The organism is Marinobacter arenosus, from assembly GCF_019264345.1.
Lineage (GTDB): Bacteria > Pseudomonadota > Gammaproteobacteria > Pseudomonadales > Oleiphilaceae > Marinobacter > Marinobacter arenosus.
Genome location: NZ_JAHVAO010000001.1, coordinates 1,354,560 through 1,369,930, shown reverse-complemented (window position 1 = coordinate 1,369,930; position 15,371 = coordinate 1,354,560). Strand labels below are relative to the sequence as shown.

16 protein-coding genes are annotated in these 15,371 nt (G+C 61.2%); 9 read left to right on the top strand and 7 right to left on the bottom strand.

The annotated features are described in order from the left end of the window. The first annotated feature begins 87 nt into the window (after positions 1–87). A complete protein-coding gene (locus KXD86_RS06280) occupies positions 88–615 on the top strand; it encodes a shikimate kinase (protein ID WP_218635196.1) in 528 nt (175 codons plus the stop codon). A 68-nt stretch (positions 616–683) separates the two neighbouring features. After that, complete coding sequence (locus KXD86_RS06275) at positions 684–2,246, top strand: BCCT family transporter (RefSeq protein ID WP_218635195.1); 1,563 nt, start codon at positions 684–686, stop codon at positions 2,244–2,246. 47 nt (positions 2,247–2,293) lie between these two features. Here KXD86_RS06275 and KXD86_RS06270 read toward each other — a convergent pair whose 3' ends face one another. The 4 genes from KXD86_RS06270 to KXD86_RS06255 all read right to left on the bottom strand — a co-directional run bounded on the left by KXD86_RS06270 (position 2,294) and on the right by KXD86_RS06255 (position 5,384). Continuing rightward, positions 2,294–2,470, bottom strand: a complete 177-nt coding sequence (locus KXD86_RS06270) for a DUF1328 family protein (RefSeq protein ID WP_218635194.1) — start codon at positions 2,468–2,470, stop codon at positions 2,294–2,296. 53 nt (positions 2,471–2,523) lie between these two features. Next, entirely contained in the window at positions 2,524–3,168 is a 645-nt protein-coding gene (locus KXD86_RS06265; protein ID WP_218635193.1) for a DsbA family oxidoreductase, read from the bottom strand. 61 nt (positions 3,169–3,229) lie between these two features. After that, complete coding sequence (locus KXD86_RS06260) at positions 3,230–4,567, bottom strand: dicarboxylate/amino acid:cation symporter (protein ID WP_218635192.1); 1,338 nt, start codon at positions 4,565–4,567, stop codon at positions 3,230–3,232. 88 nt (positions 4,568–4,655) lie between these two features. Further along, positions 4,656–5,384 (bottom strand): pseudouridine synthase, encoded by a 729-nt coding sequence (locus KXD86_RS06255; protein WP_218635191.1) that lies wholly within the window; start codon positions 5,382–5,384, stop codon positions 4,656–4,658. 54 nt (positions 5,385–5,438) lie between these two features. Between KXD86_RS06255 and KXD86_RS06250 the strand changes: the two genes are divergently transcribed. The 5 genes from KXD86_RS06250 to rarD all read left to right on the top strand — a co-directional run bounded on the left by KXD86_RS06250 (position 5,439) and on the right by rarD (position 10,554). Continuing rightward, positions 5,439–5,678: a TIGR02647 family protein gene (locus KXD86_RS06250; RefSeq protein ID WP_218635190.1), complete on the top strand. Its 240-nt coding sequence runs from the start codon at positions 5,439–5,441 to the stop codon at positions 5,676–5,678. 64 nt (positions 5,679–5,742) lie between these two features. Further along, positions 5,743–6,483, top strand: a complete 741-nt coding sequence (locus KXD86_RS06245) for a TVP38/TMEM64 family protein (protein ID WP_218635189.1) — start codon at positions 5,743–5,745, stop codon at positions 6,481–6,483. Next, positions 6,480–8,675 (top strand): hypothetical protein, encoded by a 2,196-nt coding sequence (locus tag KXD86_RS06240; RefSeq protein WP_218635188.1) that lies wholly within the window; start codon positions 6,480–6,482, stop codon positions 8,673–8,675. Before KXD86_RS06245 ends, KXD86_RS06240 begins: the two co-directional genes overlap by 4 nt. Before the next feature lie 104 nt (positions 8,676–8,779). After that, positions 8,780–9,667 carry a DMT family transporter gene (locus KXD86_RS06235; RefSeq protein ID WP_218635187.1) on the top strand — a complete coding sequence of 296 codons (888 nt, stop codon included), beginning with the start codon at positions 8,780–8,782 and terminating at the stop codon, positions 9,665–9,667. Then, positions 9,664–10,554: an EamA family transporter RarD gene (gene rarD / locus KXD86_RS06230; protein ID WP_218635186.1), complete on the top strand. Its 891-nt coding sequence runs from the start codon at positions 9,664–9,666 to the stop codon at positions 10,552–10,554. The genes KXD86_RS06235 and rarD overlap by 4 nt, the downstream gene beginning before the upstream one ends. A gap of 21 nt (positions 10,555–10,575) precedes the next feature. Here rarD and KXD86_RS06225 read toward each other — a convergent pair whose 3' ends face one another. Continuing rightward, the gene (locus KXD86_RS06225) at positions 10,576–11,466 is read right to left on the bottom strand and encodes a haloalkane dehalogenase (RefSeq protein ID WP_218635185.1); all 891 of its coding nucleotides are present in this window, start codon (positions 11,464–11,466) and stop codon (positions 10,576–10,578) included. Positions 11,467–11,517: 51 nt separating this feature from the next. Continuing rightward, complete coding sequence (locus tag KXD86_RS06220) at positions 11,518–12,255, bottom strand: maleate cis-trans isomerase family protein (RefSeq protein WP_218635184.1); 738 nt, start codon at positions 12,253–12,255, stop codon at positions 11,518–11,520. Between the two features lie 110 nt (positions 12,256–12,365). Between KXD86_RS06220 and KXD86_RS06215 the strand changes: the two genes are divergently transcribed. Both KXD86_RS06215 and KXD86_RS06210 read left to right on the top strand, forming a co-directional pair. Next, positions 12,366–13,268, top strand: coding sequence for a diacylglycerol/lipid kinase family protein (locus KXD86_RS06215; protein ID WP_218635183.1), 903 nt, complete (start codon positions 12,366–12,368; stop codon positions 13,266–13,268). A gap of 228 nt (positions 13,269–13,496) precedes the next feature. Next, positions 13,497–14,279: a substrate-binding periplasmic protein gene (locus tag KXD86_RS06210; protein ID WP_218635182.1), complete on the top strand. Its 783-nt coding sequence runs from the start codon at positions 13,497–13,499 to the stop codon at positions 14,277–14,279. A 3-nt stretch (positions 14,280–14,282) separates the two neighbouring features. On the opposite strand, the gene KXD86_RS06205 is transcribed toward KXD86_RS06210, so the two are convergent. After that, the gene (locus tag KXD86_RS06205; protein ID WP_218635181.1) at positions 14,283–15,311 is read right to left on the bottom strand and encodes a sterol desaturase family protein; all 1,029 of its coding nucleotides are present in this window, start codon (positions 15,309–15,311) and stop codon (positions 14,283–14,285) included. Positions 15,312–15,371: the final 60 nt, after the last annotated feature.

Here is a 15,371-nt window from a genome sequence, read left to right as displayed (position 1 = left end):
GTGAAATCCTCCCGGGAGTCATTATAGACTTCTGACAATTCCGGCCTGTGAATGTTACAGCCGGGCCCGTCAATTTCCGGAGTTCCAATGCCTCAGTTCGCCCCTGACCAGAACCTCATCCTCATTGGTATGCCCGGCAGCGGCAAGAGTACCGTTGGCGTTCTGTTGGCCAAGCGCCTGGGCATGGGCTTTGTCGATACCGACCTGCTGATCCAGGAAAAGGCCGGGCGTACGCTCCAGGACATCGTCGATCACGATGGCTACCAGGCGCTCCGGCACATTGAGGAGGAAGTGCTGCTGGATCTTGAGGTGCAGCACCAGATCATCAGCACCGGTGGCAGTGCGGTCTACAGTGCCAAGGCCATGCAGCACCTCAAGGCCAACGGCACGGTGGTGTTTCTGGATATTCCGCTGGCCCTGGTGATCGACCGCATCGGCGACCACAGTGCCCGTGGAATTTCCCGACGGCCGGATCAGTCCCTGGAGGAACTGTTCAATGAGCGTTTCCAGCTCTATCGTCAGTATGCCGATCTGACGGTGACCGGTGAGGGCCGCAACCAGGACGAGGTGTGTGAGGCGGTGATTCGGGAGCTCTGTTCAGATTCGGTTCGGTAGAATTACCGATAGCAACCTCACTACTCGCTGCGTAGGGTGCCCGGCCCATTCACTAACCGGCGAGTTTCATGTCCTCCAGTAGTGCAACGATTCCCCTGAAAGACACCTCCGCGCTCCAGCGACTGGGCGACCCTGTCGTTCTGGCGCTCACCATGGGTTTCATCCTCCTGTTTGTCGGATGGTCCCTTAACGACGCCGAAGGCCTTGCTGCCCTGATTGGCGACGGTTTCACCTGGACCGCGAAGTACCTTGGTTCGTTTTTCCAGCTGCTCCTGTTACTGACCTTTTTCATTGCCCTGTTTGTCGCGTTCAGCCGCGCAGGCGCGGCCCGACTGGGCGGTCTGTCTAAGCCCGAAATCAGCACCTTCCGCTGGATGTCGATGATTCTCTGTACCCTGTTGGCCGGCGGCGGCGTTTTCTTCGCTGCGGGCGAGCCGGTGTACCATTTCGTGGTTGTACCCCCGGTCTCCAGCGCCGAGGCAGGAACGGCGGAAGCTGTGGCTCCGGCCATGGCGCAGTCGTTCATGCACTGGGGCTTCCTGGCCTGGGCCGTTCTTGGTTCGTTGACAGCGCTGGTACTGGCGCACGCCCATTATGTCCAGGGCAAGCCCCTGCAGCCACGTACACTGCTCTACCCAGTGTTGGGTGAGCGGGTGATGAGCGGCTGGTTTGGCGGTCTGGTTGACGCGCTCTGCGTCATTGCGGTTGTGGCCGGTACGGTCGGCCCCATTGGTTTCCTGGCGACGCAGATGAGCTTTGGCCTGCACGAGCTATTCGGTATTGCCGATAACTACTCGACCCAATTGATCATCCTGGGCGTGTTGGCGGGGGTCTACATGACGTCGGCCGTCAGCGGTCTTCATCGTGGCATTCAGTTGCTGAGTCGGTTCAACGTGATCCTGGCACTGGCAATCGCGGCGGTGATCTTTATCTTTGGTCCAACCCTGTTCCTGACCAACACCTACCTGGCGTCCGCCGGCGAATACCTGACCTCGTTTTTCGCGATGTCCACGGTGACGTCGGAAACGGCTCCGGACTTGTGGATGAAGTGGTGGACGGTGTTTTTCTTTGCCTGGTTCATTGGTTACACGCCGCTGATGTCGATCTTCGTGGCGCGGATTTCCCGTGGTCGCAGCATCCGCGAAACCATTCTCGCGGTTGCCGTACTGGCGCCCATTGCCACGTCCATTTGGTTCACCCTGTTGGGCGGTTCCGGTATTCATCATCAGCTGGCGGGCACTTTTGATCTGACCGAAGCGCTCAACGGCTTCTCGTTTGATGTGGCCACCCTGACCGTTGCCGAGGCGCTGCCGGGCGGCACTATCATGGCTGCGGCGATTCTCCTGCTGACCACAATTTTCGTGGCGACCACTGGCGATTCCATGAGCTACGCGATTGCGACCGTGGGCGCTGGTCACGATGAGCCACATTACCTGGTTCGGGCGTTCTGGGGCGGTGCCATGGCCATCATGGCGGCGATCCTGCTTTACATGGGCGCGGGCCAGATTGGCGTACTGCAGCAGTTTATCGTGCTGACGGCGATTCCCGTCTCGCTGATCATTTTGCCGTCGCTGTGGACCGGACCAAAAGCTGCCTACGCAATGGCCCGGGCACAGGGTGTCTCCCTCTAAGGAACACTGTGACTGGTCAGTCAATGTCGTCCGCGGGTAGGGTGTTCCTAGACCTTAGGACCCCGGCCTCGGACGACGTTGAGGACTACCGAGATGACCAGCAAAACCAGGAAAATAAAGAACAGAATCTTTGCAAATTCTGCGGCCGCGCCAGCGATACCTCCAAAACCCAGTACGCCGGCGATCACTGCTATGATGAGGCATACCACGGACCAATAGAGCATATCCCTTCCTCCTTCTCAGGGTCCGGTTTTAACTTTAGCACACACGCAGGTTTCTAGGATTCGGCAGCAATTTCCCTGAACGCTCCCACCAGCGTCTCGGGCTCCTGAGCACCGGAAATCATGTATGTCTGGTTGACGATATAGGCCGGCACGGCGGACACGCCGGCCTGTTGGTACCGCGCTTCGTCCTCACGGACGGCCTTCGCATAACGGTCCGACGCCAGGATTTCCCGGGCCTCATTACCATCAAGGCCGATGCTTTCCGCACACTGGACCAGTACGTCCGGGCTGGCAATATTCTCGGCGTGCCCGAAATAGGCTTCGAAACAGGCCATCTTCATCTCGGTTTGCCGGCCGTGTTCGCCGGCCCATTTCACAAGGCGGTGGGCGTCGAAGGTGTTTCGGGTGTGCCGTTCCTGGAGTTTGCTGAAGTTTAGCCCCAGGCCGCTGGCGATCTCCATCATGTGGGCCTGGTTGGCCTGCATTTCCTCGGGGCTGCGTCCGTACTTCCGGCTCAGGGCCTGAAGGATGGGTTCTCCGTCCCCGGTGGGGTCCGGGTTCAGTTCGAACGCGTGCCACTCGATGTCGAACGTCATTTCATCCTTGAGTTCGGCCATGGCTTGTTCCAGGCGGGCGTATCCGATCGCACACCAGGGGCAGGCGATGTCGGAAACGATGTCGATTTGGACGGTGGTCATGAAAGCTCCCGGTGGTGTGTCATCTGTCAAGGTTACCGGAAAGCAGGCCGCCGTGTCGTGGTCAGGTTTCCTGGGGCGCTGGCTCCTGTGGCAGCCGTTTGCCCGACCAGTTTTCCATCAGCCGACAGGTGACCAGATCCCCGGTAACGTTGATGGCAGTACGACACATGTCGAGAATCCGATCGACCCCCATGATCAGCGCAATGCCGCTGGGCGGAACGCCGACGGTCTGCAGCACCATGGCCAGGATGACGATACCCACGCCCGGTGTTGCGGGCGAACCAATGGACGCGCCCACGGCCATGGCAACCACGAGCGCCATACTGCCCATGCCGAGGTCGACGCCATAGACCTGGGCCAGGAACACCGTCGCAACGGCCTGGTAAAGCGCCGTGCCGTTCATGTTGATGGTCGCTCCGAGCGGGATGACGAACTGGGAGACCGAGGGCCGCACCCCGAGCTTGTCCTCCGCGGTCCGGATGGATAACGGCATCACGGCGGCGGAGCTGGACGTGGAGAACGCCAGCAGCAGAACGTCCCGGGAGTCTTTCAGGAAACGAAACGGCGGCTGGCCGGCCACCAGTTTCAGGATCAGCATGTAGACGCCGAGCATCAGGAGCAGGCCCGTCAGTACGGTGGCAACGTAGGACGCCATGCCCAGCATGGCCCTGAAACCGATGGTGGTGGTCAGTTGCGCCATCAGACCGAAAACCGCGAATGGGGCGAGCCTCATGGCCCAGCCCACCACGGTCATGCAGATCTGTTGCAGCGAATCCAGCAGTTCGAGCATCGGGCGCGATTTCCGGGATTCCATACTGACCAGCGCGATGCCGACAATGATCGAGAAGATGACCACCTGAAGCATCTGGCCTTCGACCATGGCGTCGAGGGGGTTGCCTGGCAACAGACCGATCAGGGTCGCGGGCAGGTCGTCGACTCCAGGCATGTCCGCCGCCGTAACGTCGTTTGTTGCCGGCACTGGCGTTGCCAGTCCCTTCAACATGCTGCCGGGGTTCATCAGGTTGCCAATCCAGAGGCCAATGGCGGCGGCGATGGCGGTGGTGATGACAAAGAAACCGGTGACTCGCAGCCCCAGCTTACGCAGCTGATCCAGATTCTCACTGGCGGCGAGGCCTCGTACCACGGAAGCGATGACCAGCGGAATGACAATCATCTGGATGGTGGCCAGGAACAACTGTCCGGGGAACGCCAGCCAGTTTCCGATCAACGTACCGGTATTGGGTTCCACCAGACCCACCGATGGCCCCAGTAAGGTGCCTACGATAAGCCCCAGGAACATGCCCACCAGAACTTTCAGCCAAAGCCGCCCCTGGACCAGTGCGGAGAGGTAGCTGCTCAGATGGCGTAGCTGTCTCGGGTAGTAGGTGTTGTTGGCCATGGCGGGGAGTCGTCCGTGTGTCTGTACGTTGCCTTCCGGAAGCTTAGTGCATTACACAACAGCGCGGGCGGTGCGGCCCTGAGCTGGGTCAACTCTGAACCGGAAGCCGGTCCACCGCTGCCGGACGAACGGAGCCGATCTCCGGGGCTGTCAGCGGGCGATAGTCCCCGGGCGCCAGGGCACCGTCCAGTTCGATGGCTCCCATTCGCTCCCGATGCAGCGAGGTAATGCGGTTGCCAACGGCATGAAACATTCGCTTGACCTGGTGGTAGCGGCCTTCGTAAATCGTTACTCGCGCTTCCTGCGGCCCCAGCAGTTCCAGCGTGGCCGGGGACGTCCTCAGTTGTTCGAACTCGAACCAGATGCCGTCGGCAAAGCATTGTGCGGTTTCTTGGCTGATCGGGGCAGCGGTCTCGACCCGATACACCTTCGGCAGTTTGATTTTCGGCTCCGTCAGCTGACGCGACCAGGTGCCGTCGTTGGTGAGAATCAGCAAGCCGGTACTGGCTCGGTCCAGCCGCCCGGCGATGTGGAGTTCCTGCCGCAGGGATGGGGCAATAAGATCCAGCACCGTCGTGTGAACGTCATCCACAGTGGCGCTGAGGTAGCCCGCGGGTTTGTGAAGCATCAGGTAGTGGGCCGTGTCGCCGGGCTGGATGATTGCCTCGTCCACTCTGACCGTCGAAAAACGATCCACCTCCAACGCCGGGACCCGGCAGGGTGTCCCGTTCACAGTCACCCGGCCCGCTGCAATCAGCGCGTTGGCTCGCTTGCGGCTGACCCCGTCCCGGTTGCTGAGAATTCTGGAAAGCTTCATGACGTTAATCGACTATGCTGTGAGGAAGTCACGACAATAATACGAGGAATTGCCATGCCATTCTCTGCTGATCACCTTGCCGAACTCAATCTTCTGGCCCAGTTTCCATCGAGCTCCACCCAGGAGGGAATCAAGGTGCATGCCCATTCGGCATCTGCGGAGACCGTCAGGGCGGCGGAAAGCCTCTATGCAAAGGGCCTGATCAGCCAGAAAGATGGCGGTTACCTGACACCACTGGGGGCGGAGGCCGTTGAGCTTACCCAGAAACTCCAGGCCATTTTCAGCAGCCAGTGACGGCAGCGCGTTGCGGATCCAGACGACTTTGAGGGACGGTCCGTTCGCGCGTTAGGGTGTTGCCATGGGCAACTGGAAAAAGTCTCCGTTTCTGTGGATGGCGGGCAGCGTTGCCGGCGTCGGCGCCATTGTCGGCCTGCTGTACGCTTTCGGCGTTCATCACCAGGTGCTCGATCTGCTGCGCTGGTTCGACAGCCAGGGTATCTGGGCGGCGGCCATGTTCATCGGTCTCATGGCACTGGCCATGGTGCTCGTGCTGCCCGGAGTGCTGCTTACCACCGGCGCAGGGTTCGTGTTTGGCGTGGTGGAGGGCACCGCCTATGTGGTGGTGGGGACCACACTGGGTTCGGCCATCGCGTTTCTCATTGCCCGGCATTTTCTGGGCGAACATGCGCATGTTTACATTCGGAGCAAGGCCCGGCTTTCGGTGGTCAGTCGTGAAATGGCCCCCCATGGCTGGAAGATTGTTTTGCTCACGCGACTGATTCCGTTTTTCCCGGGCAAGCTCTCCAATTTCCTGTTTGGTCTGACCAACTTCTCGTTCGGGGGCTTTGTCGCGGGGACGTTCTTTGGCGTGATTCCGTTTTCGCTGCACAACGTCTATCTGGGTTCACTGGCGGCGGACCTGTCGACGCTTGGCGTTCGCGAAAGCGCCCGTACGCCGCTGGAATGGGCCATCTACGGCGCTGGATTCGTGGGTACGATCCTGGCGGTTGTATTTCTCAACCGGCTGGCCCGCCGGGCCCTGGCCCGTTATCGGATCGAGACTGAAACCGACACCGCGGAGGAGGACGACACCCGATGAGCTGGATGAAATGGTTGCCCTGGCGATATCTGGTCAAGCGCATGGCCCATCGCCATGGTTTTCTCGACCCGATTGCCCTGCTGGGTAAGCTGCACAGCTTTGCCCAGCCGTCCGAAGTCGGGGAGCCGATCGAGCTGCTGCGGGCCGGGGTGGTGTTCCACGCCCGGGGCCTGATCAACAGCCGGGTCATCCAGCACAATCTGGACTGGGTCTGGCCGTACTGGGTGGAGCGCCAGTTCGATCCCACGGATGCCGCCTTCATCCCTCGGGCTTTCTCCATCACCCACATCAACCTGAGTAACCGCAACTGGACCGCCGTGGGCCAGCCGGATGTGGAGGCCTTGCCGGTGGTGGATCCACGGGGGCTGCTGACCCCGTTGTACGATGGCTGGTCCCTGGATGGCTGGCTCCTCGCGGACGACGGCCGTTGCCTGCTGCCATCTCGTTGCCGGGTCAGCCGGCAGTGGCAGGAACTCGGGAGCAATCCCTGCGTGGTCACGGAATCGGAGATGGAGGGGCTGAAGCTGATCAGCCGCGCGCGGGTCGTGATTGAGCATGGCCGGCCGGTATGCCAGCTTGAGTTGGAGGGGCACTCTGACGTTTCCGGTTCATTGGTGTTATCGCTGCGCCCGGCCAATCCGGAAGGGGTCGCCTTCATTCACCGGGTGAATCTGTCGGACCAACGCGACGCCTGGCGTGTGGAGGGCAAACAGTCGGTGTTCTTCAGTCAGCCGGCGCGCAGCCATCACGTCTCTGACTACCGGCAAGGGGATGTTCATATCCATCTGGCGGACAAGGAGGATCAGACCGAAGGCGTGTGTGACGTGGGTATGGTTACCGCGGCAGCGCTGTTTCCGGTACAGGCAGGGAAAGCTGCCACGCTGACGGTCACCGTGCCCCTGGCAGAGGAACCGGTGGCCGGTCTGCGCCCGGAAGCCTGGGATGAGACCCTGGCGGGGCACGCCCGGCTGGAGTGTCCGGATGAAACCTGGCAGTTCCTGTACGACGCCGCTCTCCGGTCGCTGGTACTGCATTCGCCCGACGATGTGTATCCCGGCCCCTACACCTACAAGCGGTTCTGGTTCCGGGACGCCGCGTTCATCATCCATGCCCTGTTGTGCGCTGGCATGACAGACCGGGCCGAGCGCGCCCTGAACCAGTTCCCGGAGCGACAGCTCAAGAACGGGTACTTCCGGTCCCAGGAAGGTGAGTGGGATGCCAACGGCGAAGTGCTCTGGATCCTGCAGCGTTTTTTCGCGATGACTGGCCGGAAAATGCCCATTGACTGGTTTGAGCCGGTGAGCAAGGGCGCGCACTGGATCCAGAAGAAACGGGTGAGCGGCACCCTCGACAAACCGCACGCCGGGCTGCTCCCCGCAGGGTTCAGTGCCGAACACCTGGGGCCCAACGATTACTACTACTGGGACGATTTCTGGGGCATTGCCGGCCTCAGGGCGGCGGCCGAGCTGCTGGCCGCCGATGACCGGGACACCAGTGACAGGTTCGCCGCCGGTGCCCGGGAGTTCACTCAGACGGTGGACCGGAGCCTCGCCGGTTGTGAGCGCCGGCTCAAACGCCCCGGCATGCCGGCGTCACCCTATCGTCGGCTCGACGCCGGCGCGATTGGGTCCCTGGCGATGGGGTATCCGACCCAGCTCTGCGAGCCAGACGATCGCCGGTTGCTGGACTGTGTCGAGTTCCTGCTGGAGAACTGCTTTGTGAAAGGGGCGTTCTACCAGGACATGATCCACTCCGGACTGAATGCCTACCTCACCCTGCATGTGGCCCAGGTACTGCTTCGGGCTGGTGATGCCCGTTATCTTGACCTGATGGACGCGGTGGCGGATCTCGCGTCGCCAACGGGCCAATGGCCGGAGGCGATCCATCCCGGCACCGGTGGCGGATGCATGGGGGATGGTCACCACGTCTGGGCGTCGGCGGAGTGGGTGCTGATGGTCCGGAACTGTTTTGTACGGGAGGAAGGTGACCGGCTGATTCTCTGTGCCGGGGTGCCCGAGCGCTGGCTGGACCAGGATCGTCCCATTCGGTTCGGGCCCGCGCCCACGAGTTACGGTTCCATTTCCATCAGCATTCAGCCTCGTCCTGGGGGCGCTCCGGACGTCACCTGGAACGGGCACTGGCATGAAGATGAACCGCTCATTGAGGTGCGACTGCCGGGTGGGGCTGCCTGACAATCTGTACTGGTTATTAACCCTGTTTTCTGTATCTGTTTTGTTTGCGAGCTAATTACTACAGTAAAGATACTGAAAACCCAAACGGATTCCTGTTTCGACGCATGCGTTCATTCTTTTACTCGTTTTTTGTGCCCGCCCTGTTTGTCTGGCTCTGGAGCACAGGCTTTATCGGTGCCAAGTACGGTTTGCCGTTTGCCGAACCGTTCACGCTGTTGCTGCTCCGAATGCTGATGACCCTGGTATTGCTGCTGGGTCTGGCCTGGCTGATGAAGACCCGCTGGCCGGGCTGGCGCGGTGCGGGGCACCTGGCCGTTACCGGCATCCTGGTTCACGGCTGTTACCTGGGGGGCGTTTACTACGCCATCGAGGGTGGCATGGCGTCGGGTATCGTCTCGCTGATAGTGGGTCTCCAGCCGCTGGTGACTGCGGCGGCGGCGGTGGTGTTCCTGAAAGAGAGCGTAAGTGGCCGCCAATGGCTGGGGCTGGCATTAGGCCTGGTCGGCGTGGCCCTGGTGCTGGTGGAAAAGTTCGGCGGCACCGGCGCCAGTGTGGGCTTTTCGCCCTGGGCATTGCTGTGGGCGGTGTTTGCGCTGGCAGGCATTTCCATGGGCACGGTGTACCAGAAACGCCACGGCACCGGGGCGGACCTCGTTGCCGGTACCCTGATCCAGTACGGTGCTGCGGCCACCTTCTTCGCCATTGGAGCGTTTGCCCTGGAGTCCCGCGAGGTCGAGTGGAGTCTGCAACTGCAGCTGTCCATGGCCTGGCTGGTTCTTGGCGTGTCCATCGGCGCCATACTGCTGCTGATGTGGCTCATTCGCCAGGGCGCCGCGTCCCAGGTGGCGAGTCTGTTCTACCTGGTGCCCCCGGTTACGGCGCTGGAAGCCTACCTGCTGTTCGATGAGCGCCTGGGCGGTCTGGCCATGATTGGCGGCCTTGTGGCCATCACCGGGGTGGCCCTGGTCGTCACCCAGAAGAAACCGGCATGAATGAGACAACCCGGGGCGTCTGTTACGGTCTGTCTGCCTACACCATCTGGGGCTGCTTTCCGCTGTTCTTTGCGCTGTTCGAGGGTGTCCCGGCGTTCGAAATCCTGGTGCACCGGATCATCTGGTCCTGCGTCTTTCTGGCGTTGGTGATCAGCGGCCTCCGTCGCTGGTCGGCCGTGCAGGCGGCCCTCGCCAACCCGGCCCAGCTCTGGCGTGTCCTGGGCTGCGCCGTGCTGATTGCGGCGAACTGGGGCATTTACATCTATTCCGTGGAAACCCGGCACGTACTGCAGGCCAGCCTCGGCTACTTCCTGACACCACTGGTCAATGTGGCGCTGGGCATGCTGGTTCTGCGCGAACGGATGGGACCCTGGCAAATGGCGGCGGTCCTGCTGGCGGGAATTGGCATCCTGATCCAGTTGGTGGTGCTGGGTGAGTTGCCGTGGATTACCCTGGCGCTGGCGATCACTTTCGGAACCTACGGTCTGCTCCGCAAGCAGGTCGTTCTGGATGGGCTGTCGGGCCTGTTCGTGGAAACCCTGTTGCTGCTACCGGTGGGGTTGATGACCTTTGGCTGGCTGCGTCATGCGGACCTCTCCCATTTTGGCGACAACCTCCATACGGGGGCGCTGCTGATGGCGAGCGGAATCGTCACCGCCATTCCGCTGCTGCTGTTCGCGGGCGCGGCGCGCCGCCTTCGCCTCGCGACCGTGGGCTTTCTGATGTACATCAACCCGACCCTGCAGTTCTTCATCGCGCTGCTGGTCTTCGGGGAACCCCTGAGTCAGGTCCAGCTGGTCAGTTTCGTGGTGATCTGGCTCGCGCTGGCCCTGTACACCTGGTCGTCCTGGCACTACCGGCCACGGGTGCCGGCAGGACAGAGCTGACGTGCCTGGGCCAGACCCAGCTCAGGCCATGGTGGCCAGCAGGTCGTTGATGGCCCGGGCGAAGGGCACCGGGGAATCTTCCTGAAGGAAGTGGCCGCCCTTCAGGGTGACGTGGGGCTGGTTTTTGGCGCCCGGAATCCGCTCCTGCAGGTACCGGTCGCCACCCCGGGTGATTGGATCGCCATTACTGAAGGTGGTGAGAAAAGGCTTTTCCCATTGTTCCAGCACCTGCCAGGCTTTCCGGTTGGCGTCTGTGGCCGGGTCGTCCGGGGTCATGGGCACCAGCCTGGGAAAGGCCCGGGCACCGGCCTTGTACTTTTTGCCGGGAAACGGAGCGTCGTAGGCGCGCATCTCATCCGGCCCCAGTTTTCGGAATGACCCGGTATTGATGATCCGGGCGATGGGGAACCACGGGCTGTGCAGGGCAAAGTTCTTCCAGATCTTGAACGCCGGTGGCGCTTTCTGGTCGCCGGTCGGCAGCATGCCGTTGCCCACGACAATCGCCCGGAACCGGTCCGGGTTCTCGGCTGCAAGGCGCAGGCCCAGTAACGATCCCCAGTCCTGGCACACCAGGGTGATGTCAGTCAGTTCCAGTTGGTCAATGAACGACTGCATCCAGTCCATATGCTGCTGGTAACTGTAATCATCAATCGACGTGGGTTTGTCGGATTTGCCGAAGCCGATCAGGTCCGGCGCAATGACCCGATGGCCCGCCGCCGCACAAACCGGAATCATGTGCCGGTAGAGGTAGGACCAGGAGGGCTCACCGTGCAGCATCAGTATCGGCCTGGCCTCCGCGGGTCCCTCGTCGACATAATGCATTCGCAGGTTATCAAGCTGGACGTAGTGGGGCTCGAAGGGGTAATCCAGCAGGCGTTCAAATCGCTTCTCGGGGGTTCTGACGAAATCCATGGCGGTGGCCTTGTTATCCTTATTTGTTCGTCTGGCTGAGGCCGGTTGGCTTCAGAGTTCGGTGGCGAAGAGTGTGCCCAGTCCCTGCTGGGGCGTCAATTTGCCACACAGACGCAGGCCTTCCCAGAAGCTGACCTGGTTGGCGGTGAGCACCGGTTTGCCGGCCACCGTTTCCAGCTCCTCCAACCAGCCTGCCGAGTGCAGTGCCGTGTCCGGGATCAGCAGGGCATCGGCGTCCGGGTGATTGTTCTCACGGGCAAACTGCAGCACCACCTCCTTGTTGAGAGTGCCGGCTTCGGCTGCGGTGGCAATGCCGTGACTAGCCAGTCTCACCACCTCAATATCGAAGTGCTCCAGAAAATCCCGGAACAGGACGGCTACGTCCGCAGGGTAGGTGGCGGCGATGGTCACCCGCCGGGCATTGATGGCAGTCACCGCGCGGGCGAACGCCATGGCGGTGGTGGACGCCGGAACCTGCAAGGCTTTCTCCAGGGTATCGATCTGCTCCCGGATGCCGTCGAGACCGCGAACGAAACTGGCGCTGGTGGAGGTCCACAGAACCGCTTCAATGCCCGAGTCGCGAAGTTGGGCGGCACCTTTCAGGAGTCTGGAGGGACTGCCCATTTCGGTCAGGGCCTCGACGGTGTGCGCGTCTTCGGCAAAGTCGGTATGCACAACCCGGATATCCGCCGCCGGGCGCACCATTCGTGCCAGGCGTGGGTAATCGTCCTCGGCGGCGTGGCCGGGGTAAAGAAACCCGATGTGAGCGGTGAAACCATGGTTTTCCATACCGTAACCATAGTCGTGAGGCGGGGTCAGGGCCAATGGGTTATCGTTGGTATGAACAGGAAGCCGCGCTCGACGCGCGATGGAACCGACAGTGACAGGAACGAGCTGAAATGACCCATTGGCTGTTGGCCAATCCCAAGGCCGGATCAGGTGAGCGGGGGCGCGAATACTGGCGCGATAGTCTGGCGTCCGTCGGTATCCCTGACCCGGAATGCTGTGACTTCACGGACGATGACTGGGTCCACAGGGTGGAGCCCGGCGATGTGGTGATGGTGGCCGGAGGCGATGGCTCGGTCAACCGGGGTGCGCAGCTGTGTCTGGCCAAAGACGCGACCCTGGCGGTGCTGCCCTCGGGAACCGCCAACGATTTTGCCCGGAACCTGGGGCTGCCCGAGGACCCCGAGGCACTGTGCGCGCTCATCGCCAAGGGCACCTGCCAGCGAGTGGATGTTGCCGAATTCGGCCAGGCGCTGTTCCTCAATGTCGCCCACATTGGACTGGGCACCTTGCCGGTTCGGGAGTCGGAGGGGGCCGAGAAGAAGCTGTTTGGCCGATTCAGTTACGGCATCGGGTTGTTGCGGCGCCTCAACGCCAAGCGGGGCTTCAAGGCTGAAATCCGGTGCGACAAGGGCCGTGTCAAAGGCCGATGGCTGTCGATTGCCGTCGCCAGCGGTGCTTTTTTCGGAGGCGGAAACGAGATCCCCGAGGCGTCCGCCAACGACGGTCAGCTTGATGTCATTGCGGTAAAGCCGCGGCCCCTTTTCCAGCTGCTGCTCACGTTTATCATGGTCCGTCTCAACCGCCGCTCTCCCCGGCGAACCAGCACCATCGTTCACCTGAAGGGAACTCGGTGTTCGGTTCGGACCGGTAAGCCAAAAACGGTCACGGCGGATGGCGACGTGGTGGGGAAAACGCCACTGGAGGTGGTCTGCAGGCCGCAGGTCCTGTCGGTGATTGGTCCCACCGTGGTCAGTACCGGCGAGTCGCCATCCAATGCCCAGGGCGAATCCTGAATACGCCCTTCAAGGCATTGATTTCGCATCGTTTCTTTTGCAGATACGTTTTGTCACTGACTTTTTTTGCCGGACGCGTAATGATGTGTGCAATTGGCAGAAACACCCAGGTCGATTGGCCAGAACATACAGTAGGTAGCTTTGGCAATTATGGCGTTAGGTCCGGTCACGTAACCTGCCGTTAGATGGTCCCGCTTCATTAACCCTATTTTTGATCAAGGACAAGCAATGCCCAGTGAATCAGCAGCGGTAACAACAACAGTAGTAAAAGCCGCCACAGCCGCACTTCTGGCCCTCACACTGTCTACCGTCGCCACGGCGGCGATTGCGGCAGAGCGACTGTATATCTTCACCGAGAACTATCCGCCCTACAACGCATCGGTCTCCGGCAAGGGCTTTGCCCACGAAGAGGATGACATCACGGGTATTTGCAGCGACATGGTCAAGGCCATGCTGGCCCGGGTCGATTATGACTATGTGATGAAGATGCGGGCCTGGAGCTACGCGTACGATTGGGTCCAGGGTCGGGAGAACCACGGACTCTTCTGTACCGCGCGAACCGAGGAGCGGGAAGAGCTCTTCCAGTGGGTCGGCCCCCTGGCCTCGATCAAGTGGACGCTGTTCGCCGCGCCGGAATCGGATATCACCCTGGACAGCCTCGAGGACGCCAGGGAGTTGCAGATTGCCGGCTACAAGGGCGATGTCATGTCGGAGTACCTGGTGGACCAGGGGTTCAATGTGGCCATGGGTATGTCGGGGGATGTGAACACCCAGCGGTTGATGTTGGGTCAGGCGGATCTGTGGGTAACGGACGGCCTGGTCGGTCCGTTGGTGGCTGAGAAGGAGCACGGCATTACCGGACTCAAGCCGGTCCTGGTGTTCCGTGAGACGCCCATGTACCTGGCACTCAGCAAAAACACCGATCCGGCCATTGTGGCCAATCTGCAGCGGGCCCTCGACGAAGCCCGCGCGGCCGGTGAGCTTGATGCCATCGCGGCCCGCTACGAGTAACGGCTAGTCCTGAATACCCGCGCCCGTGGCGCGGGGCGCAGGGGGGCGACGCAATCGCCGCCCCAGCTCGACGAAGGGGGTGACAATCAGGCTGTACAGCGTAAGGTATCGTTCCCGGTCTCGCTCGCCGGTTCCGAAGCGAATGGGTTCGGGGGTACTGGTGGTGGTGTAGAGCGTTCCGAACATCCAGTCCCAGATCGAGAGGTTGGTCCCGAAGTTCTTGTTGAAGTGCCGCGGCGCATCACTGTGGTGAATCTGGTGCTGGGCCGGGCTGTTGAGGATGTGCTCAAGTTTGGGCCCGAACGACAGCCAGACGTGGCTGTGCCGCAGGTTGGCGGCAAGGGCGTTGAAAATGAACACCAGGTAGGTCACGCCAAACAGGGTGTACCGGCTGATTTCACCGCCACACACGTACCAGAAAATCCCCGCGTAAAGGCCGATGCACACGGCCGTCGCCAGGCGTTCCACGATCTTCTCCACGAAATGTATGCGGCTCGCCGTCACCGGTACCAGCACCGGTGCCGAGTGATGCACTTTGTGAAATTCCCACAGCCAGCGTGAGTGGAACGCGCGATGAACCCAGTAATGCTTGAAGTCCTGAACCAGGAATACGCCCAGGCCATACAGCAGGGACAGGGCCAGATCATTGCCAAGTGTGGGTCTTGCGCCCCATAGATTGGTAAAAAAGGCGATGTAGTCGCCGGACGTCAGTATGACGGGATCCACCAGGGCAACGGCCGGCAGCACCAGGGCAACTTTTAGGATGGCGCGCACCAGGTAGTACTGGTAATCGAGCAGAGCCGAGCGATGCAGGTTGACGCTGGCCCCGCCAATGAACTGCCAGAAGGAGCGGGCATCCGTTTGTCCCCGGTGCCGTCGGAACCGGAACAGTCCGTAGGCCACGGCGTAGGAAATACACAGGAAGAAGACGCCGAAACGCCCGTTCAGATCAAATATCCCGGTAAAACGATCGCTCACCGGGTCCAGCACCACCCGGTTCAATTCGGAAAAGAGAAAAGTCAGCTGCTCCAACGCCCCACCACCCACGACTGCCACTGGCGGCGAAGTCTATGGAAAGTCTGCTGAAAACGC